This window comes from Marinobacter sp. F3R11 (genome assembly GCF_003318275.1).
Lineage (GTDB): Bacteria > Pseudomonadota > Gammaproteobacteria > Pseudomonadales > Oleiphilaceae > Marinobacter.
This window is the reverse complement of record NZ_QOCH01000015.1, coordinates 1,110,084-1,130,752: the sequence shown is the minus strand read 5'-3', so window position 1 is coordinate 1,130,752 and position 20,669 is coordinate 1,110,084. Positions and strand designations below refer to the sequence as shown.

At 53.8% G+C, this 20,669-nt stretch carries 16 protein-coding genes; 10 read left to right on the top strand and 6 right to left on the bottom strand.

What is annotated here, in order from left to right; all coding sequences use genetic code 11:
• Positions 1-45 precede the first annotated feature (45 nt).
• Entirely contained in the window at positions 46-1,494 is a 1,449-nt protein-coding gene (locus DS878_RS13620; protein ID WP_113816459.1) for a rhomboid family intramembrane serine protease, read from the top strand.
• A gap of 22 nt (positions 1,495-1,516) precedes the next feature.
• On the opposite strand, the gene DS878_RS13615 is transcribed toward DS878_RS13620, so the two are convergent.
• The gene (locus DS878_RS13615) at positions 1,517-2,971 is read right to left on the bottom strand and encodes a hypothetical protein (protein WP_113816458.1); all 1,455 of its coding nucleotides are present in this window, start codon (positions 2,969-2,971) and stop codon (positions 1,517-1,519) included.
• A gap of 148 nt (positions 2,972-3,119) precedes the next feature.
• Here DS878_RS13615 and DS878_RS13610 point away from each other — a divergent pair, with 148 nt between their 5' ends.
• The 3 genes from DS878_RS13610 (at position 3,120) to acnA (ending at position 8,194) form a co-directional block, all read left to right on the top strand.
• Complete coding sequence (locus tag DS878_RS13610) at positions 3,120-3,698, top strand: SCO family protein (protein WP_222837469.1); 579 nt, start codon at positions 3,120-3,122, stop codon at positions 3,696-3,698.
• Positions 3,699-3,771: 73 nt separating this feature from the next.
• Entirely contained in the window at positions 3,772-5,295 is a 1,524-nt protein-coding gene (locus DS878_RS13605) for a methyl-accepting chemotaxis protein (protein WP_261977852.1), read from the top strand.
• A gap of 130 nt (positions 5,296-5,425) precedes the next feature.
• On the top strand, positions 5,426-8,194 hold the full coding sequence (gene acnA, locus DS878_RS13600) for an aconitate hydratase AcnA (protein WP_113816455.1): 2,769 nt from the start codon (positions 5,426-5,428) through the stop codon (positions 8,192-8,194).
• Between the two features lie 39 nt (positions 8,195-8,233).
• Here acnA and DS878_RS13595 read toward each other — a convergent pair whose 3' ends face one another.
• On the bottom strand, positions 8,234-10,252 hold the full coding sequence (locus DS878_RS13595; RefSeq protein ID WP_261977851.1) for an ATP-binding protein: 2,019 nt from the start codon (positions 10,250-10,252) through the stop codon (positions 8,234-8,236).
• Complete coding sequence (locus tag DS878_RS13590) at positions 10,249-12,036, bottom strand: ATP-binding protein (RefSeq protein WP_261977849.1); 1,788 nt, start codon at positions 12,034-12,036, stop codon at positions 10,249-10,251. Before DS878_RS13590 ends, DS878_RS13595 begins: the two co-directional genes overlap by 4 nt.
• Positions 12,037-12,138: 102 nt before the next feature.
• Between DS878_RS13590 and DS878_RS13585 the strand changes: the two genes are divergently transcribed.
• From DS878_RS13585 to DS878_RS13565, 5 genes are read left to right on the top strand one after another with little or no spacing between them, the layout of a single operon-like run.
• Positions 12,139-13,815, top strand: a complete 1,677-nt coding sequence (locus tag DS878_RS13585; RefSeq protein WP_113816454.1) for a diguanylate cyclase — start codon at positions 12,139-12,141, stop codon at positions 13,813-13,815.
• A 10-nt stretch (positions 13,816-13,825) separates the two neighbouring features.
• Positions 13,826-14,986, top strand: a complete 1,161-nt coding sequence (locus tag DS878_RS13580; protein WP_113816453.1) for a response regulator — start codon at positions 13,826-13,828, stop codon at positions 14,984-14,986.
• A complete protein-coding gene (locus DS878_RS13575; RefSeq protein ID WP_113816452.1) occupies positions 14,967-15,365 on the top strand; it encodes a response regulator in 399 nt (132 codons plus the stop codon). The genes DS878_RS13580 and DS878_RS13575 overlap by 20 nt, the downstream gene beginning before the upstream one ends.
• 41 nt (positions 15,366-15,406) lie before the next feature.
• A complete protein-coding gene (locus tag DS878_RS13570) occupies positions 15,407-15,727 on the top strand; it encodes a DUF2288 domain-containing protein (protein WP_113816451.1) in 321 nt (106 codons plus the stop codon).
• Positions 15,727-16,638, top strand: coding sequence for a lysine exporter LysO family protein (locus DS878_RS13565; protein WP_113816450.1), 912 nt, complete (start codon positions 15,727-15,729; stop codon positions 16,636-16,638). The genes DS878_RS13570 and DS878_RS13565 overlap by 1 nt, the downstream gene beginning before the upstream one ends.
• 6 nt (positions 16,639-16,644) lie before the next feature.
• On the opposite strand, the gene DS878_RS13560 is transcribed toward DS878_RS13565, so the two are convergent.
• Positions 16,645-17,853 (bottom strand): HD-GYP domain-containing protein, encoded by a 1,209-nt coding sequence (locus tag DS878_RS13560; protein ID WP_113816449.1) that lies wholly within the window; start codon positions 17,851-17,853, stop codon positions 16,645-16,647.
• Positions 17,853-18,659, bottom strand: a complete 807-nt coding sequence (locus DS878_RS13555) for a TatD family hydrolase (protein ID WP_113816448.1) — start codon at positions 18,657-18,659, stop codon at positions 17,853-17,855. The genes DS878_RS13560 and DS878_RS13555 overlap by 1 nt, the downstream gene beginning before the upstream one ends.
• 161 nt (positions 18,660-18,820) lie before the next feature.
• On the opposite strand from DS878_RS13555, the gene DS878_RS13550 reads away from it, so the two are divergent.
• Positions 18,821-20,092 (top strand): D-amino acid dehydrogenase, encoded by a 1,272-nt coding sequence (locus tag DS878_RS13550; RefSeq protein WP_113816447.1) that lies wholly within the window; start codon positions 18,821-18,823, stop codon positions 20,090-20,092.
• Between the two features lie 28 nt (positions 20,093-20,120).
• Here DS878_RS13550 and DS878_RS13545 read toward each other — a convergent pair whose 3' ends face one another.
• Complete coding sequence (locus tag DS878_RS13545) at positions 20,121-20,621, bottom strand: DUF4124 domain-containing protein (protein WP_113816446.1); 501 nt, start codon at positions 20,619-20,621, stop codon at positions 20,121-20,123.
• Positions 20,622-20,669: the final 48 nt, after the last annotated feature.

The window sequence follows — 20,669 nt, the reverse complement described above, 5'->3', positions numbered from 1 at the left end:
AAAAGCATTTTTTCAGGGGCAGATTATGATGAATTGTGACCACCTATGCTGATTATTCCTGCTGAAAACGCAGTTAACTGGAAGCGCCCCCCCTGGGTCACCCTCGGACTGATGTTCACCTGTATTCTGGTTTTTCTTTTTTACCAGGCCGGAGACAGTCGCAAGCTGGAGCAGGCAGTTCGTACTTATGTAGATTTCGGTTTGCCGTCGCTGGAAGCTCCTGCCTATGAAGATTACCTGCAGCGGAAGATTCGCTTTGAAGGTGAGGATGATCAGGTTTTTGAGCTTCAGAGGTTCCAGAAGCTGAGAGAGGAGGGCGAGAACTTCTGGCTTGCCGGCAGATTGCTCATGGACCGTGAGTTCTACCAGTACCTCCTTCGGAATGGCGATGTTATCTGGACTCCGGCAGAGCGGGTGCGCTGGCTGGAGCAACGCACAGTCATTGAAGAAACTTATATCCAGCGTCTGAGTTCTCAGCAGCTTGGTCTGATTCCGGCGCAACTGTCCTTATACACTCTGATTACCTATCAGTTCCTGCACGGCGGGTGGGGGCATATTATCGGTAATCTGGTCTTTCTGTTTCTTCTTGGTTTCACTGTTGAAAAAGCCCTGGGTCCTGGGCGTTTTCTGCTCGCTTATCTGGTGTGCGGCGCGCTGTCGGGCATTGTTTTTACTGTGTTTTCGTTGGGTAGCCATATTCCGCTTGTGGGCGCATCCGGTTCTATTTCCGGCCTGATGGGCATGTACGTGGCCATTTATGGTTTACAGAAAATTCGCTTCTTTTACTTTATCGGCGTGTACTTCAACTACTTCCGGGCGCCCGCGCTGGCGGTATTGCCGGTGTGGCTCGGCAAGGAAATCTACGATTACTGGTTTGCTGGCGCGACTGGTATTGCCTATATGGCGCACGCCGGTGGCCTGCTGGCAGGTGCCGGGCTGGTGTGGCTTTTGGGCAAAAGCTGGTTGCAGGTGCGCGAGGAGTTTTTTGAGCCAGAAGAGGCTGAACAGGATGATCGCTTCACAACAGGTTATGCTCAGGCCATGGCAAGCCTGGGGCGCATGGACTTCGACGTGGCGCGGCGACAGTTCGAAGCATTGCGCAAACAATATCCGGACCGGCCGATTTTGTTGCAGCACCTGTATAACCTCGCAAAATTGCGCCCGGACCTGCCTGAATACCTGTCCCTTACCCGCGAGCTGATGAACGATACCCTGCGTCGCAGGCAACCGGATCAAACGATTGCTATATGGCAGGAATACCTTGGCAAAGGGGAGAGCTATCACCCTCTCGGCGCGGAAGATCACAACCGTGTGCTTTTCATCAGTCTCAAGCAGCACGATCTCAAAGCAGCAGAAAAAGCTTTTGAGCGCCTCCGCAGTGCTGATGACCCCTTGCTGACCGCAGAAGCCTGTCGTTTACTTGTTGAAGAATTTGAGAAGCTGGAAATGGAGCCCAAGGCGCGTCACTACCGGCAACTGCTTCAGGCGAGTTGAGGGTGCCTGCGCGACACTTGCCCTAATCCGGCGCTACAAATGTCGCTTTGGGGCCCTTAAGAGGTTCCCGCTTTCCCGCCTGCTCCAGAAATACGGAAATTTGTTCGTGTAGAGGGTGATTAGCACACTGCTTCTGAATAAACGTCAGGAAGGCTGTCGCCTTTTCCCATTGTCCCATACCGTTGGCAAGCGTTTGGGCAACCAGCAGATAGGCCGGAGCTAACTCGTCGCTGTCCGGGAAACGCTTGTGAAAATCCTGCAGCAGCCGCAAAGCGGGCTTGAACTGTTGCCTATGATAAAGGCAGCGGGCACAGCGGACAGACAGATCCGGGTCATCCAGCTTGAACCCAGGTTCCACCTGCTCAAGCATGGCGAGTACAGATGCTATGCCCTCACCATCGTTCCGGTCGGCCAGCCAGCCCAGAATACGCGGGTGGTAATGGAAAATTTCTGTAATGTCGTTCTGTGCAGTCAGTAACTGGTAGAGCTGGCCTATACGCAGCGGGTCGTCCCGGTTTCGCTTCAATGCTTCTTTCAGCATCCCCTGGACACGGTCATAATTGCCGTCTTTCAGGTTCATGTCTATGTCTGCGTCGAAACGGGTGCTGCGGTCTCGCTGTTGCATATCCACTTCCGATGCCTCGTCCTGAATATCCGAAGCGAATCCCAGTTCTTCCTGGTACTGGAAAAGCAGGTAGCCAAGCATGTGGAACAGAATCAGCGTAAAAGTGCTGTTCAGGAAGCCCGACAAAGGTTGCGAGAACCAGAAGGGGAAGTGATTGAGAGCGAAATCCTGGGCCACACCAGATGCCAGTGTGAGCAGAATCAGATAGCCGTATAATAGGAAGTAAGGTGTGCCGATGCGAGAAATCAACCTGGTCAGGTTCATCGGGTTGACAGCGGCTCCCACCGATCGCTCCATGGCCAGCACCATGATACTGGCAGGCAGTGCCAGTACAACGAAAGCCAATGCCAGCATCATCAGCAAGGGGCCGCCCAGCATGGCGGCCGCGCCAACCAGTCCGCCCATAAGAATAAAAACCAGCAACTGCAGAATAACAATACTGAAGCCGCTGCCGGTAAAGGCAACAGATACCGACGGCGGCTTCAGATGGCCTTCAGCTGTGTGGTTGATTACGGCATAGGTGTACTTGAACAGAGCCAGCGCCAGCACAAGCCAGATCAGGATTCCGATCAGATTGGCGGGGGCAATAACAGGTACCAGTGTGCAGATTGCAATAACCATCAGCGGATCAGAGTGGAACGGATAACGGAAAAAGGCTCCGAGTCTGTTCCAGAAAGGCACTACTTCGGTCGCGGCGCCCAGATAACGCATGGCTTTGTTGCACCTGGGGCACAGTGCCTGGCGTTGTCGGATATCCGCGTCTGGCATGCAGCGGGTGCAATAGTGCACCTGGCACTCGCCGCAGTGCCATTTGGCAGGGTCGCCCGGGTGATAGTGGCAATCGTGTTTCATGGTGGGGTGAATTCCTGCCTGGATAGAAATAGGCGTTAATGATCGCAAAAATTATGGTTAAAGAATACGCCAGAACGGCCGCTAACTGTTATAAGGACCGCCTTTGGCGAGAATGGCTCGCTACACCTCTGAAGATACTATGCCTGTAATGAAATCTGCTTCCGCTATTTTTTTGCTCACCGCTCTGGTGCTGGCGGCGGCTTTGCCATTTGCGCAGGGCCTGTTAAATGAAATTGATGGAAAAGCCGGATTTTACGGTTACAAAACGGATGTTCCTGTACCCTCCCTGCCGGGTGCTTATGTGCCTGATGGTGGTTTGAACGTTGTGTTTTTTGGTTACCGCAGCTGCGGTACCGTCTGTCCGTTGCAGTTGTTGAACCTGAAAGCCTTGCATGATCGTTTGCAGGGCCATCCCGTGCAGTTTGTATTTGTGACTCTGGATCCTGAAAGCGACAGCCAGGAAGAGCTGGATGGCGTTATGGCAACCATGGGGTCGAACTTTCGCGCTGTGCGCCCGGCGAGCTTTCGACAAGCGCAGGAGCTTGCACAGGAGTATGGAGATTTTTCGGCCCGTGAGGGAGGTGTGAGCAAGGAAATCAACCATGGTGCACGAATTTACGTAGTTACAGCAGACGACCGGCGGCAGCTTTTGTACGCCTCGCCCGATCTGGATTTAGACAGGGTGAGTGCCGATCTTGTGCAGCTTATGGAACATGCCAAAGGCTGAAACGCCAGGGCGGGTAAGTAGTTTAATTGGTGAGAGGTCCGGCTCGGACCAGATTTTAAAATGGAGTGTCATTGTGAGTTCAAGGGATAATATTCAACATCTTCAGCAGCAGGAATTACTCAGTACAGACCGCAACATGCTCTGGCTGTTGCTGGGGCACGTGCCAGTAGTAGCTTTGGTTGTACCCTGGGGTTATGGAACCTATGGTTTTGCGATCACAGCTTCTGTAGTTATTGGTGTTCTGGCCATCGCCGGTTACAACGTGTTGCGGGGTACCCGTGCCTGCGGTGTATTGCTCAGCATGTGCCTGATGCTGTTCTCGGCTACCATGATCCAGGCCCAGCTTGGGCGCATCGAGATGCATTTCCATATTTTTTCGGCTCTGGCGCTTACCATCGCCTACCGCGACTGGTTGACGGTGTTTGCAGCGGCTGCCTTGATAGCGGTGCACCATTTGGTGCTGACAGCGTTACAGCTGTCTGAGGTCACTGTCGGTGGTATGCCGGTAATGCTGTTCAATTATGGTTGCAGCTGGTCTATTACCGCAGTTCACGCCGCTTTCGTGGTTTTTGAGGCAGGAATACTGTCGTTTTTCGCAGTCAAAATGGCCGTTGAGCAGAAACGCTCCCGGGAAATCATTGCGCTGGTTAACGCTTTTGATCATGAGCAGGATTTGCGCGGCCGTCTGAACAACGCCAAGGGTGATCTTGCTGCTACTGCCTTTAACACCATGATGAACAGTTTTTCAGAGCTGATTGATTCGGTGCGGGAGCTTTCCGGGCAGTTGCATACCAGAGCCTCAGCCCTGACGACTGCGGGCACCACCACTCACCAGATAATCGACGCTCAGCAAGCTCAGACTGACCAGGCGGCAGCAGCCACCAATCAGATGACGGCAACCATCCAGGATGTGGCCCGCAACGCACAGTCTGCCGCGGAGTCGGCGAGCCGTTCATCAGAGGCGTCAGCCGAGGGTGCTCGCCATATCCAGAGTGCGATTGCTATGACCGAAGCAACCAATTCTGCACTGACGGATTCATCGCATATGGTCTCTGAACTGGTGGATAAAGTGCAGTCTATTGGTGCATTTATCGCCTCGATCAATGATATTTCAGATCAGACCAATCTGCTTGCCCTGAATGCGGCCATAGAAGCTGCCCGTGCAGGTGAGCACGGCCGCGGCTTTGCCGTAGTGGCAGATGAAGTCCGCAATCTGTCGCGGCGTACACAGGATTTCACAACTGAAATCCGTGCCACCATTGATGGCCTGGCTAACGTTTCCGAGGCAACTCTGGCTGCCATTGAAATGGGCCAGACCCGCTCGCGGGAGACCCTGGGAGCGATGACCCAGACCGGTAAAGCAATCGCGGATATTGAGGATGCAATCGCTCAGGTAAGTGGGATGAACCTGCAGATTGCCTCGGCTACTGAACAACAGGCTGTGGCATCTGGCGAGATTAACCAGAGCGTTCAACAGGTCGCTGAACAGAGCCAGGAGGTCGTGCAGGAAGCAGCGAAATCCCAGGCCTTGGCTGCTGAAATCAGCCGTATGATCGCAGAGGTAGATGCATTGATTACTGAGTACAAAACACATTAACAACTCTGCGGGAATCCCCTTTGGGGATTCCCATTCACAAACTGAATAGTGAACATTAATGGCTGGGAGTTGAAGTCTGCCAAAACGATGCAATAGTAGTAGGTACTCTACTCATCGTAGGAGGCGTGCCATGTCGAGTGATACTCTCAGCCAGGATAGCCTGAATACATTCAGTAGTCTGGATGCAGGCAATCAGACCTACCATTATTACAGTTTGCCGAAGGCGGCTGAATCATTAGGGGATATCAGCCGCCTGCCATTTTCACTGAAGGTGCTGCTGGAGAATCTGTTACGCAACGAAGACGGCGTAACGGTAGACCAGACTCACATCAAAGCCATGGTTTCTTGGCTGAAGGACCGGCACTCTGATACCGAAATCCAGTTCCGCCCCGCCCGTGTTCTGATGCAGGACTTTACCGGTGTGCCCGGCGTGGTTGATCTGGCCGCCATGCGTGAAGCCGTGCAAAAGGCGGGTAAGGATCCAGCGCTGATAAACCCTCTGTCGCCTGTGGATCTGGTGATTGATCATTCGGTTATGGTTGACGAGTTCGGGACGGCTAGCGCTTTTTCTGACAACGTAGCCATAGAGATGGAGCGTAATCAGGAGCGTTACGAATTTCTGCGCTGGGGCCAGCAGGCCTTTGATAACTTTCGGGTAGTTCCGCCGGGCACGGGGATCTGTCATCAGGTAAACCTGGAGTACCTGGGTAAAACTGTGTGGCACAAAGTGCAGGATGGCAAAACCATAGCCTACCCGGACACTCTGGTTGGAACAGACTCCCATACCACCATGATAAACGGTCTTGGCATTCTTGGCTGGGGTGTTGGCGGTATTGAAGCAGAAGCCGCCATGCTCGGACAGCCTGTGTCCATGCTTATCCCGGAAGTTGTTGGCTTCAAGATCTCAGGAAAGCTGCGCGAAGGCATTACCGCCACTGACCTGGTTCTGACCGTGACCGAAATGCTGCGCAAGAAAGGCGTGGTTGGCAAGTTTGTGGAGTTTTATGGCGATGGCCTCAAGGATATGCCGGTGGCAGACCGCGCCACTATTGCCAATATGGCGCCGGAGTACGGGGCAACCTGTGGCTTTTTCCCTGTGGATGAACAAACCCTCAATTACCTGCGCCTGACCGGTCGTGAAGACGAGCAGGTGAATCTGGTAGAAATCTATGCCAAGGCTCAGGGTTTGTGGCGTGAACCAGGGCATGAGCCGGTCTACACTGCCACCCTGGAACTTGATATGGGTGAAGTGGAAGCAAGCCTCGCAGGCCCGAAGCGGCCCCAGGACCGGGTTGCACTGAAAAACATGAAATCGACCTTCGAGCTGTTGATGGCAACTGCTGAGGGTGCACCAAATGCCAGCGACATCCGCAACAGCAACCTGGAATCGGAAGGTGGCCAGACAGCGGTCGGTGTGGATGACAGCTACCACCATCCGTCGAGCCAGCACCTGGAACTCAACGGCGAGCAGACACGGCTTGATCCTGGTGCCGTGGTTATTGCAGCCATTACCTCCTGTACGAACACATCTAACCCCAGCGTTATGATGGCCGCGGGCCTGGTTGCCCAGAAAGCGGTTGCGAAAGGACTCAGGACCAGGCCCTGGGTGAAAACCTCCCTGGCACCTGGTTCCAAAGTTGTAACTGATTATCTGCGGGTCGGTGGTTTCCAGGACGACCTGAACAAACTCGGGTTTAACCTGGTGGGATATGGGTGTACTACCTGCATTGGTAACTCCGGGCCGCTGCCCGACGCGGTCGAAAAAGCTGTTGTTGATGGTGACATCACCGTAGCCTCCGTTCTCTCTGGTAACCGTAACTTTGAAGGTCGGGTTCACCCGCTGGTGAAAACCAACTGGCTGGCATCGCCACCCCTGGTTGTAGCCTATGCGCTGGCTGGCAACGTGCGGCTGGATCTGGATAAAGAGCCTCTGGGCATTGATAAAAACGGGACCCCTGTATTCCTTAAAGACCTCTGGCCCAGTCAGCAGGAAGTCGCGGAAGCGGTACAGAAGGTGAAAACTGAGATGTTCCGTAAGGAATATGCTGAAGTGTTCGATGGCGATGACACATGGAAGTCAATCAAAGTGCCAGAGAGCAAGGTTTACGAATGGTCTGGAACATCAACGTATATTCAGCACCCGCCTTTCTTTGAAGGTATGGGCGAAGAACCTGAGCCGATTGAAGATATAGAGGATGCGCGTATTCTCGCGCTGCTGGGTGATTCGGTTACCACTGATCACATTTCTCCGGCCGGTTCATTCAAGGCTGACTCTCCTGCTGGCAGATATCTGCAGGAGCACGGGGTAGCGCCTAAGGATTTCAACTCCTACGGCTCGCGCCGTGGTAATCACGAAGTGATGATGCGCGGTACTTTCGCGAACGTTCGTATCCGCAATGAAATGCTTGAAAATGTTGAGGGTGGTTTCACGAAATTTGTGCCCACCAGGGAACAAATGCCCATCTACGATGCTGCCATGAAATATCAGGAGCAGGGAACACCGCTCGTTGTTATTGCCGGTAAAGAGTACGGAACCGGCTCCAGCCGTGACTGGGCAGCAAAAGGTACGCGCTTGCTTGGTGTCCGCGCCGTGGTTGCCGAGTCCTATGAGAGGATTCACCGCTCAAATTTGATTGGTATGGGCGTTATGCCTTTGCAGTTCGCAGAAGGCACGGATCGCAAGAGCCTCAGACTCACAGGTGAAGAAACCATTAGTATCAAAGGGTTATCCGGTGATATAAAACCGGGTCAGACACTGACCATGACGGTAGTCTACAAAGACGGTACCACCGCGAGTTGCGAGCTCAGGTCGCGGATTGATACCGCCAATGAGGCAGTGTATTTCCGCCATGGAGGCATACTGCACTATGTCGTGCGGGAAATGCTCAAGTCGGCCTGAGTTCTTTTCTCAGCCGGCTCAGGAAAACCCGTCAGCCAGTTAAAGGCTGTCGGGTTTTTTCGGGTGCTCGTCACTGGTCACCACCGGCAGGCGTATCCAGAAGTTAGCCCCCTGGCCCGGAGGAGACTCGAAACCGACCTCACCATCCATAGCTGTAATCAGCTCCCGGGTGATGGCCAGCCCCAGGCCAGTCCCGCCCTGGCTGCGGGTGTTTGAACTGTCGGCCTGGGCGAAACGCTGAAAAATCTGATTCCGGAAAGTCTCGGGAACACCCTCGCCGCTGTCTTGCACGGAGATGGAGACCATTGGGCTCTCCAGGCCTGACTGCAGTCGGGCAGAAAGGTCAACGCGGCCATTATCCGGAGAAAACTTTATCGCATTGGAAATCAGGTTGTTCAGTGCCTGCAATAGCCGCTGATCGTCTACAACTATTTCCGCCAGCGGCGTTCCGGCAGCAAGGTGAACGGTAATTCCCCGCTGTGCACCATAGGGCTGGTTGATGATGACAGCCTGTTCCAGCAGAGGTTTCAGAGGCTGTTTTTGCACATGGATGTTCAGCTTGCCCGCGACCAGCTTTTCGATATCCAGCAGGTCATTGATCAGGGTTGTCAGCTGCCGGGCATTACGCTCGGCAATAACCATCATTTCCATTGCTTTGGGTGGGAGTGTTCCGGCGGCGCCTCCGGCCAGTAATCCGATGGCCCCTGCTATGGAGGTGAGCGGCGTGCGTAGTTCGTGACTCACAGTAGACACAAACTGGTTTTTCATACGCTCAACTTTTTTACGCTCGGAAATATCTTCCACCAGAACCCAGAGCAGCTTGTGGCCTGAAGCATCACGAATCAGCATGCTGTGAATAATTGCCGGATAGCTGTCGCCTTTGCAGTCGATGACTTTCTGCTCGATGGGGCCGAAATATCCGGTTTTTGCCAGTTCTTCCAGGACCCTGGACCGTACTGAAACATGACTGGGGTCCAGTAACTGGTGGTGGTTGAGTTTCAGGAATTCGTCTTTGCGATAACCAGTTGACTTCAACATGGATGTGTTTACATCAATGAAGTCAGCAGAGTGATAGTCCACGAGAATAATACCGATAGGTGCCAGCTCGAACAGGCGCCGGAGCTGCTGTTCACTTTCCTGAAGCCGCACCAGCGCTCTTTTTTTGTCGTCGATATCCTCCAGGTATCCGTGCCAGATAATGCTGCCATCTTCGAGTTTCTGGGGTGTGGAGTGGCCTTCAATCCAGTGGTTCCTGCCGTCTTTGGCGTATGCCCGGAACTGGCCCGACCAGGTACTGAGTTCTCTCGCTGACTTGCTGATGGAGTCGAGAACCTTCGGGTAGTCTTCGGGATTGACCAGCGTTAAAAGTGCATTTGCATCATCTCTGGCCTGCTGTCCGGTTACGCCAAACGAGCGTTCGATCCCCTTACTGGTGAAGGGGAAACTCATACGACCATCTGGATAAAGGCGGAACTGATAGAGGCCGCCAGGCACAAGATCCGCGAGTTGTTTGAGCATAACCAGGGATTCGTTCTTGTCATGCAGTTCCTGTTCACGATAGTGAATGGCCAGCTCGCGGGCACTGATCTGCTCTTCGGCGCAGTCAGCCAGATCCCGCAGGAACTGGTGATCGGCCTGGCTCAGTGTGCGTGGTAGCCGGTCAATCACGCACAGAGTGCCGAGCGCGTGGCCGCCAGCACTGTAAAGTGGTATGCCTGCATAAAATCGGGCACCCGGGTCGCCTGTTACCAATGGATTATCGCGGAAACGTTCATCCTTCCAGGTATCTTCGATTACCAGGGGCTGCTTGTTGGCTATGGCGTGACCGCAAAACGAAATGCTTCTGGGCGTTTCGCTGAGGTCTACGCCGACACAGGATTTGAACCACTGTCGATCGCGGTCGATCAGGGAGATCATGGCAATGGGTACATCAAGCCCCCGTGCGGCCATTCGCGTAAGCCGGTCAAAACGGGCTTCCGGAGGCGTGTCGAGAATTTTCAATTGATCCAGAGCCGTCTGTCGGGAGCCTTCATTATCCGGCCACTCTGGCGCTTTCATGATTTCTGCTCCTGGTCCGCATCCATTTGCCGGACGGGAAGTTCTACCCAGAAATGTGCGCCTCCGTCATTGAAAAAGCCGACCTCGCCATTTAACAGTGTGGCCAGCTGACGGCATATGGCCAGTCCAAGACCTGTCCCGCTGGTTGCTCTGGTCGTCCCGACTTCTGCCTGAGTAAAACGCTCGAAAATCTGATCTCTGAAACTGTCGGGTACGCCCTTGCCCTGGTCGCTGACAATGATGCGTAATCGCTGTGTCTCCTTCTCCTCTGCTTCAATGACAACTTCTCCCCCGGACGGTGAGAACTTGATAGCGTTGCTGATGAAATTGTCGAGGATCTGCGTAAGCCTGTGCCCATCGGTTACCAGGGACAAATCGGGGATATCTCTGGCGGTTAAGGATACAGAATACTCGCTCGCCATTAATTGATTGCTGGCAACGGTTATTCTGATGAGCTCTCCAATCTCCACAGTCTCGAAGTTAACGCGCATTTCACCTGCGGACAGTTTGTTGAAATCCAGCAAATCCGCGATGAGTAGCTGCAGACGCTCACTGTTACGGAGGGCGAGGGTGGTCATTTTTTGCGCGCTCTCCGGCAGTTCGCCAGCTGTTCCTGAATTGAGCAGCCGGAGTGCGCCATTCAGTGAGGTGAGAGGGGTTCGCAATTCATGGCTGACGTTGGAAACAAAGCTGTCTTTGAGCTTGTTGGTGGCATCCCGTTCATCCATTAACTGGTTAAACGCCTCTGCCAGATTCCGTACCTCGGGAGCTCCCTGTTCTTTGAGGCGGCGCGAGGATTCGGGTTTCTGGATCATGGAGCGTATTCGTTGAGTCATCTGTGTCAGCGACTCAGCTGTTGAACGAAGCGCTGCAAAGGTCAGTAACAGAACTCCGAGAGTCAGGCCTATGCTGATCAGGAAAAAACGGCTAAAAGCCTCTTCTGCGGGAGCGGTTGCAAGAGATTTGGGAACTGCCCGGACAAACAGCCACCCAAGACGCTGGAGGTGGCTGGTTGCATAGATCAGTGTCTCTCCGGAATCAGATTCGACTTCGCCAAAAGGGATACCGGACAGAGCTGCATCAATTAGCTGACTTTCTCCGGGGTTTGGCAGAGCTTCGATCATTTTGCCTTCACGGGAGCCCTCTACAAACAAGAAGTTGCCAGTATCTATGACCAGGAAAACAGCATTTTTATTGGCTTTGCTACGTATGGATTCTGGAATAAGGCGGGTCTGATCCAGGCGCAGGCTGCCGCTGAGCAGGCCAGCCACCTCTCCGTCGTCTCCCTTGATTGGAACCACAAAAACTATCAGGGGTACGCCCGTCGCTCGGCCGATAATCGGCCGGCTGATGACTGGACGGCCCGTTTTAATCACCTCTTTGAAGTGTGTGCGATCGCCATAATAGGTGCCCAATCTGTTTGGCACCAGAATATTTTCTGCGATGGCAATGGCGTTGGGTGACAGCACAAGCAGGCTATGGGGGAACAGCTTTGTCAGTTTTTCTTGTTTCTTCAGCAGCCTTGTAAGTTGTGCTGGAGGCAGCAGCTGGTTCTGGTCAGTCAGCAAAGTGGCAAACTGATCGAGTACGTTGATGCGGAGTTCAAGATTCAGACTGACCAGGTTGGAAATCCGGGTGGTTTCATTTTCCTGCTGTGCGGATAGATTGTTCTGAAATTCTTCCACCAACGCGCCGTATGCGGCGAAGATGATGGCGCCCACAGTTATCATGCTGCCAAGAATGATGATCACGGCAAGACGAGTACCCAGAGATAAATGACTCAAATCGTGCTCCTGTCTGGCTATTTGCCGAAAAACTTGCTTTGATTGAACATCAATTGAAAGAGAATTCACAGCGTTTACACGCGTTAATCATCAAGAGTGCTTATGCCTCAAAGTCCGTCTTCCGAGGTACGGAAAAAACTGGAGACACTTCGTAATCGTTTTCGGGATAAAACGATACGTGAACTTGAGGGACTGGTCTCCAGTATTTTCAGTGCATCCGAGCATTCCGAATCGATTGGAGAGTTGGTGGGTGCCTATCAGTTATTTCACCGGCTGGCTGGCTCGGCAGGCACCCTTGGGTTTACTCAGCTTGGTGAGCAGGCGCGGAAGCTCGAGATTGCCCTGAAGCCCTTGGCTGACCAGGTTGCTGCCGGGGACGACAGTGAGGGCATCCGTCTGCAGTTGAGGCAGCTTCTGACAACCGGCTATAAAGACGATATTGTCGGTCTCTGTACTCTTTTAGATACAACGGAGCCCGTATCGACCAGCTGGGAACAGCCCAGGGTAACAGAGATCGATGACCGGGCTGTATTGATGCTCCTGGAGCCGGATAAAAAGCTTGCAGATCTGATATCACAGGGGCTGGCGCTGTATGGATACAGGGTGCGAACCCTGAGCAGCGGCCACCTGTGGCCAGACAACATATCAGATGTTGATCTGATCATGGTCCGGGATACTTTTTTACAGGATGAGCGGGAACACTGGCTGTCCAGATTTTCAGGCCTTCCGGTTATCTGCTTCAGTGAGGCTCACGACTTTACCACTCGTTACAGGTTGGCCTGCCTGGGCGTTGATGCCTGCCTGGAAGATCCCCAGGACATTCCCGCTCTTGCCGACCGGGTAGAGCACCTCCTGGCTGAAGGACTGGCAACGCTTAATGGTCGGGTGATGATAGTAGACGACGACCGCGAACTGCTTGAGCACTACCGGTTGGTTCTCACCAGTGGCGGGCTGCAGGTACGGACCCTCGACGACCCGACAGATCTGCTGTCAGAACTGGCTGAGTTCCGGCCAGACATCCTGCTTATGGATGTGCAAATGGGGCAATATGAAGGACCGGCTCTGGCCAGAATGCTGAGATTTCAGGCGGAGTGGCTCAGCCTCCCTATTATTTTCTTTTCGTCCGAGGAAGACCGGGATCTGCAGCTGGATGTACTTGCCCGTGGTGGTGATGATTTTGTGACCAAGCCGGTCTCTGATGAGTTTCTGCTGCGTACAGTGAGGATTCGTTGCTACCGTGCCCGTCAGCTTGGCAAGCTGGTATCGCTGGACAGCCTTACCGGTCTGCTGAAGCACGCGCTTGCCAAAACCGAACTGAATCGCGAATTCGCGCGCTGTACCCGTACCAGGCATGATTCTGTAGTAGCCATGCTCGATCTGGATCACTTCAAGCAGGTTAATGACACATACGGCCATGGGACTGGCGATATGGTGATCAAGGCATTATCCAATCTGCTTCGGCACCGATTGCGAGATACAGATATTATCGGTCGCTATGGCGGTGAAGAGTTTGTAGTTGTGTTGCCTGAGTGTTCGCTGGGCAAAGCGGTTGAGGTGCTTGAGGCGCTCTGCCAGGATTTTGCCCGGCTGGTGTTCAACGGTGGGAGTGGGGAGTTTTCAGTAACCTTCAGTGCCGGTGTTGCTTTATTGAACAGCTATGAGTCTGGCGAACAGGCCATTGAAGCAGCGGACCGGGCTCTTTTTGAGCGCAAGCGTAGGGGCCGCAATGGCGTTAGTATGGCACCCGACGGTGGTCGTGACCTTTTAACTGCAAACTGAGACCGCCAATATGCATGTATTGATTCTGGATGATGATGAACTGATGGGGGACCTGCTGGAAACCATTGTGGCAAGCGCTTGCCCGGGTGCCACAATCCAGCTTTTTGGCGAGTTGCAGCAGGCACTTGTTAGCTGGGAGAAACAACCTGCGGATCTCGTCATCGCGGACTGGAACCTGCCAGATGGCACTGGTCTGGATATGGTTCGCAGGGTCAGAAAGACCAGCAGGGATATCCCTGTTCTCATAATCACTGGCCGTGCAGACCGTAACTCCATTCTGGCCGCAGCTCATTTAGGTATTAATGGCTACATCAGCAAGCCGTTTCAGGTAGATGTGTTGCACCAGAAGCTTACAGAACTGGTTTCGGCTATGGCTGATCCCGGGAAAAGCCGGACTACTCTGGAGGAAAAAATGGAGGCAGCTTGTAATTCTGCGATCCAGTTGCCTGGCCAGATTGACACAGCTGAAGTTCTGAGCCTCCAGGAAAAACGTGATGAATTGGATGCCATAGCGCTTGCCAAGCTTTGGAAGCGTGAACCCGGTCTGAATGCAAAGTTGCTGGACGTGGCGAACAGTGCTTCGTTCCGGCGTTCCGGTACTGCGGTAAAAACACCAAGAGAGGCGATCAGCGTAATCGGTGTTTCCATGGCTCTGAATCAGGCGCTTGCGTTGTCGCTGGATATTGCCGGCAAGCTGTCGTGCTCGCGCCTGGCGGAGCGCGCGCGCCTTGAGCAGGAGCAGGCGGTAGAAATTGCAGAATCGGCCGCCGCTCTGGCTACCAGGGTCGGTGATAACCCCGCAGTGTATTACACCGCAGGCCTCTTGAGCCGGGCAGGTGAGCTGGCCGCCCTGAAGGTGCTTCAGAATCATTGTGACCAGATTAAGGAGCCGCTTGAATACGAACAGATTGATTCAGCCATTACCTACTGGGCGGAAAAGCTGGGGAACCAAATCAAGGTGCAGTGGCGTTTACCGCTGGACCTGAGAGAACTGGTTGGTGCAGTGTATGTGTTGAGCAGGACCAACGTCAGTCGATCAAAGCTGGTGATGCGGGCAGCTGCTTTGCTGGCTGCTGAGCAGTCTGAAAGCCCCGAATGTCGCATACTGATGCGACGGCTGGGTATTGAGCACAATGACATGGAGCAGAATGATGTCAGCGCACAGCCTTGAACGCATTCTGATGGTTGAAGATGAGCCGGATATCCGCTCTATCGCTGAACTTGCCCTGGAAGCTATCGGTGGATTTGAACTGACGGCTTGTGATTCCGGCCAGCAGGCGCTGGAACAGATAGGAGAGTGTCAGCCTCAGTTGATTCTTCTGGATGTGATGATGCCGGGGATGGATGGTCCCGCCACTCTGGCCGCAATCCGGAGTTTACCGGGTTATGCGACGACACCGGCCGTGTTCATGACCGCAAAGGTTCAGAATGATGAGGTTCAGGGTTATCTGGCCCAGGGGGCAGCGGGCGTTATCCCCAAACCGTTCGATCCCCTCACACTGGCAGACCAGATAAGGGAAATCTGGAATGAGGCTTGTGTAATCGGTTAAGCTTTTGCCGGTCTATACTGTCACTATCCGAAAAGGCTGCCATGTCGTCCTCCCACAATCACGATGAAATCAAAGCCAGGCTCAACCTGGAAACCTCCCGTATACCCTGGCATGAACTGCAAACCTACTATGCTCGTGGGCAAGTGGTATTTGTAGGCAACAATCTGGACTTGCTGGAAGTGGCCTCCGAGCTGGCTGCAGACAACCGCGCCCTCTTTGAAAAATGGCTCGCTACAGGGGATGTGGGAGATGTTTCGCCTGACGTGGCACGCGCCTGGTACGACTGCAATACCGAGCTGTGGGCTGTGGTCATAGCGCCCTGGGTGCTGGTTCAGGATCGCGCCGACTCACCGGTGCACTGATGCTGACCAGTGCATTGCTGATTCTTGCTCCACTGTTTATGGGGTTTGCCTTACCGCTGCAGAATCGCAGGCTGATGACCATAATTCATTACCTGGTTGAAGCGCTGGTGTATTTCATTCTGGCTCTGCTGGGACTCGGGTTGGGCCAGATGGACGGTCTGGTGAGCCAGCTTGGAGCCATGGCGGTCCAGATGTCGGCTCTGGTCGTGGTTCTGTTTGTTGCCAACATGGCAGGCCTGTGGTTGTTGCACCGGCATAAGCCAATGATCCCTGAGCCCCGGGACCTGTCCGCTGAGGGTGCGGGTTACCTGAGGTTGTTCATGGCTGCCTTGAGGCCCCTGTTTGCAGTGTTAATGGGTTTGCTGGCGGGCTTTTACCTGCTGCCGGCCATGCCACAGGCAGAGCAGTTGGCTACCTGGTCCCTGATGTTGCTCTTGTTCCTGATTGGTCTGCAGTTGCGTAATGCCGGGCTTTCACTGCGTAAACTGCTGATGAACGTTCAGGGGCTGGGCATTGCAGTGGTGCTTGTGCTCAGCTCATTGCTGGCTGGCGTGCTGCTGATTCCGGTGCTGGGGCTGCCCTGGAACGACGTGCTCGCACTCGCTTCAGGGTTTGGCTGGTATTCGCTCTCTGGCATTGTGATCGGAGATGCTTTGGGACCGGCCTGGGGCGGTGTGGCCTTTCTGAATGATGTGCTTCGCGAGATCATCGCGCTGGCCATCATACCGCTGGTTATAGGCAGCCGGCCTGCCATGGCCATAGGGTATGGCGGCGCGACTGCGATGGACTTTACCCTTCCGGTAATACGCAGTAACGGCGGGCTGAGTTGCGTTCCTGTGGCAATCGCTTCCGGTTTTCTTCTGTCTTTTCTGTCGCCGGTGCTGATGGGTGTTTTTCTTGCGCTCGGTTAGAGTGGCTCAGGAAAGAAACTTCCTTACGTCAATCCTGTATTCGTCCGGATCGACCGCGCGCAAAATACGGTCCTGACTTGAGGGTTTCGAGAGGTCGATGGTTGTAAGGGTAATCGGCATCCGGAACTTTGTATGGTACATCACCCGCACAACCGGCAAACGCTGATCTTCCTCGTTGATCTCAACCACAACACCAAGCCGCCCGCTGTCCAGAAGAACCAGAGAGCCTACCGGATACAGGCCGATGCACCGGATGAACTGCCTTACCAGTGCCGGGTCCAGATGACTGCCGCTCCACTCCAGAAGTTTCTTGAGCCCTTGTGTCGGCGTCATTCCCCGGTGGTATACGCGGTCGGCTGTAATCGCATCGTATACATCGGTAATGGCAACCATGCGTCCGTACACTGAAATTTCGTCGCCCTTGAGGCCCTCCGGATATCCGGTGCCGTCCATCCGTTCGTGATGTTGCGCAGCAGTGATCACCGTGAGTTTGCCGATGCCCTCAGTTGCAGACAGGATGTCACGGGAGTGCCTGGCATGAAGCTTCATGACTTCATACTCTTCTGATGTCAGGCGCCCGGGCTTGTGCAGTACCTCGTCGGGGGTCAGAATTTTGCCGAGGTCGTGCAGAAGGGCGCCTACAACAGTCTGGTGCATTACGTCTTTAGACAGTTTTCGGTACTGTCCGAAAATACTCATCAGAACGCTCAGGTTTACTGAGTGCTCAAGCAGGTAGTTGTCTTTTTCGCGAATGCGACCCAGGCAACCCAGGGCATTGGCATTGCGCGTTACCGAGTTTTGCAGTTCGTCCGCAAGTTTATGGATCGGGGCTACGTCGATGGCGGCGCCGAGCTTGGCGCTGGTCATGAAGTTTCCAACCAGCTCCTGTGCTTCGGTATGAATTCTCAGAGCCGTGACCATTTCCTCGGGAAGAGGAACCCGTGGCGCTATGCCGGGCTTTTGTTCACCGGCGCGTTGCAGAGCTTCTTCGTTGCGCTCATCTACGGCTGCAGCTGTCTCCGAATCCTGAGTATCCGCTCCCTTCTGAGCATCGATATAGACAAACTGCACGCCCATCTTGCGGATTTTTTCGATAGTTTCTTCACGCTTGATAATCCCACGCCTGCGCTGAGTATTGTGGGGTATCCAGTCGTTGTTCAGGTCGGTGATATACATGCCGACCTTCAGTGCGGATATAGGGATACGCTTGATCATTATGCAGGGAAAAACGTTTGCAGGCTGTTTTTGTAGGTCTGCACGATCACGTCCTCCAGAGGCAGTTCTTTGATATCTGAGATTTTTTCTGCGACAAAGGGCAGATAAAATGGCGCGTTTTCCCGACCACGGTAGGGCACAGGTGTGAGATACGGTGCGTCGGTTTCCAGAAGAATCTGGTTTATGGGAGCCATACGAACAATATCCCGCACGTTCTCAGCCTTGTTGAAGGTCGTAATACCATTGAATCCCAGATTCCAGCCCTGATCCAGAGCATATGTTGCGAGCTCGGGGCCGGATGTGAAGCTGTGAATGACGCCACGACGCGTGAGAGACTGCTCAAATTCTTTAAGTATAGCCATCATGTCATCATCTGCCTCACGACTGTGAATAACCACAGGGCGGTCATTGTCGCAGGCAATCTGAAGTTGGCGCCGGAAAACCTCACGTTGGACAGTGCGATCTGCCTTGTCATAGAAATAATCCAGCCCGATTTCGCCAACCGCAACGATCTTGTTGTCCCCGATGTGAGCACGGATTTCGGCTTCAACGGTGTCGCTGTACCCTTCCGCCTCATGTGGATGAATGCCTTGAGTCCCGTAAAGCCACGGAGCTTTTGTGCTGAGCTCGCGCACTTGTGCCAGGTTTCCCGGAGCCACAGCGATGGTGATCACACGCTCGATATTAACCCTCTGTGTCTGTTCCAGGGTTTCCTCCAGGGGGCGGTCCTTGAGGTAGTCCAGGTGACAGTGAGTCTCAATGATCGGGTGGTCGAATACGGGAATCTCGCGACGTTTTTTGCTCATGGGCTGATGCTAGGCTCCAATACAGGCTGGGATTCCGACTACTAATCCGGGATCTTAAAGATCACAAGTTTACCAGTTGTCCGTTTGTTGGCCTACATTGACGGATAAGGGCTTTCCTTGATGAAGGTTTTTCTCTGGTTTCACGATGGAAGGAGGCGCAGATGCACGTTGTCGTTATTGGTGGTGGCGTTGTGGGTGTTACTACAGCCTGGGAACTGAATCGTCGTGGTCATCAGGTTACGGTGCTTGAGCGGCATGCCATCGCAGGCAATGAAACCAGCAAGGGCAACGCCGCACAGCGTTCCTACGGTGTGGTTTACCCCTGGGCTGACCCAAAGATGACATTCAAGGCGCTGCCCTGGTTGCTCAAACAGGACGGGCCCCTGAAACTGCGGGTGCCGCCGTCACTGAATGCTGTTCGGTTTATGTTTTCTACTCTGCGCTACGCCTGGTCACCTGGCCTGTTCGGCTTAAACAAACGTGCCATGTTGCGCCTCGGTATTCACAGCCAGGAGCGTTTTCTGAAATTGGAGGAGGAATTGAACCTGGCATTTGATGGAGGTCACCGTGGTTTGCTGCACCTTGCCAGTACTCCTGAAGCCCTGGAAGGGTACCGGAGTACTCAGCGGACACTGAACGAAATGGGCATAGCTTCCCGTTTGCTGACCCCGGATCAGGTGTATGAGGCTGAACCGGGAATGGCGCGGAATGGTCCTCTTTCTGGTGCATTGAGCTACGACACAGATGGTACCGGTGACTGTCATTTGTTTTCTCAGGAACTGGCCAAGGCTTGCGAGAGCAAAGGTGTCAGTTTCCGTTATAAGGTAGAGGCTGAGCGCCTGACGGGTAGCGGCCAGGCTGTCGAGTCAGTTGTTTTTCTTGACGAAAATGGCCAGCAGGAAACTCTTGCCGCCGATGCCTTTGTGGTCTGCGCTGGTTGCTGGTCTCCGGAGCTGGTCAGGCCTTTGGGCCTAGAGTTGCCCATATACCCGGTCAAGGGTTATAGCATTACTGTGCCGCTGAAGAATCCGGATAAGGCGCCGTTTTCCACTATCCACGATGATAATTACAAAGTCGTGTCCACACGTCTGGGTAATCGGTTGCGCGCAACCGGGTTTGTGGAGATGGCTGATTTTAATCGAGATATTCCGGAAGCGCGCATTGCCACTATCCGGAAATCCGTTGAATGCCGTTATCCGGGATGTGCTGATCTGGATGCTGCGGAAACCTGGACAGGTTTTCGGCCTATGACTCCGGATGGCCCTGCCATCATTGGTCGTGGTCCGCGCAACAATTTATACCTCAATACCGGCCATGGAACCTTCGGCTGGACGCTTTCGGCGGGCAGTGCGGATGTGATTGCACAGGTGATCGATGGTGAAGAGCCGTCGGTTTGTCTGGATGCATTCCGCCCCGGACGTTATCAGGAGTGAGTATTAACCGGTTTGCACAAGGGGTGAGTCAGGGCTTTCGGTACTCCACACGTTCGACACATCCATTTCTGAAGTAGACGTAAGTCAGCTCATAAAGTGCGCCGTAATACCGAGTCTGATAAATCCAGACTTCCTGCGGGGTATCATAGGTTTCGGGTGGGTTGCCAAAAGCCCTTCGCACATTATCCCGGGTCATGCCTTTGACTACCTGTTCCCGGACCAGATACCGGCGCAGATCGGTAGAGTTGATAAAACGGCAGGTTTCGGGTTCTTTTCGAGATGGTTTGCTGGTTTTTTTCTGTGACTCCATTTCACCGGGGCTTGCTTCAAAATTATCCGGATCGGGCAGGTTCTGGTTGAAGCTTCCGCCTATGCGGTTATCCCGGATCTGAACGGGCTCCGAATTTTCGCCACAAGGAGTGTCGGCATACCCGGTATTACCCTTCCCGTCACTGCAACGGAATACCTGAGCCTGGGTCGGGGCGGTGAGGGCGAGCAGAAAGGCCAGGCGGGCCAGCAATCTGAACATGGAGTGCACCTCCCATCAAAAAAGGGCTGGCAAAAAGAAAGGCGCCCG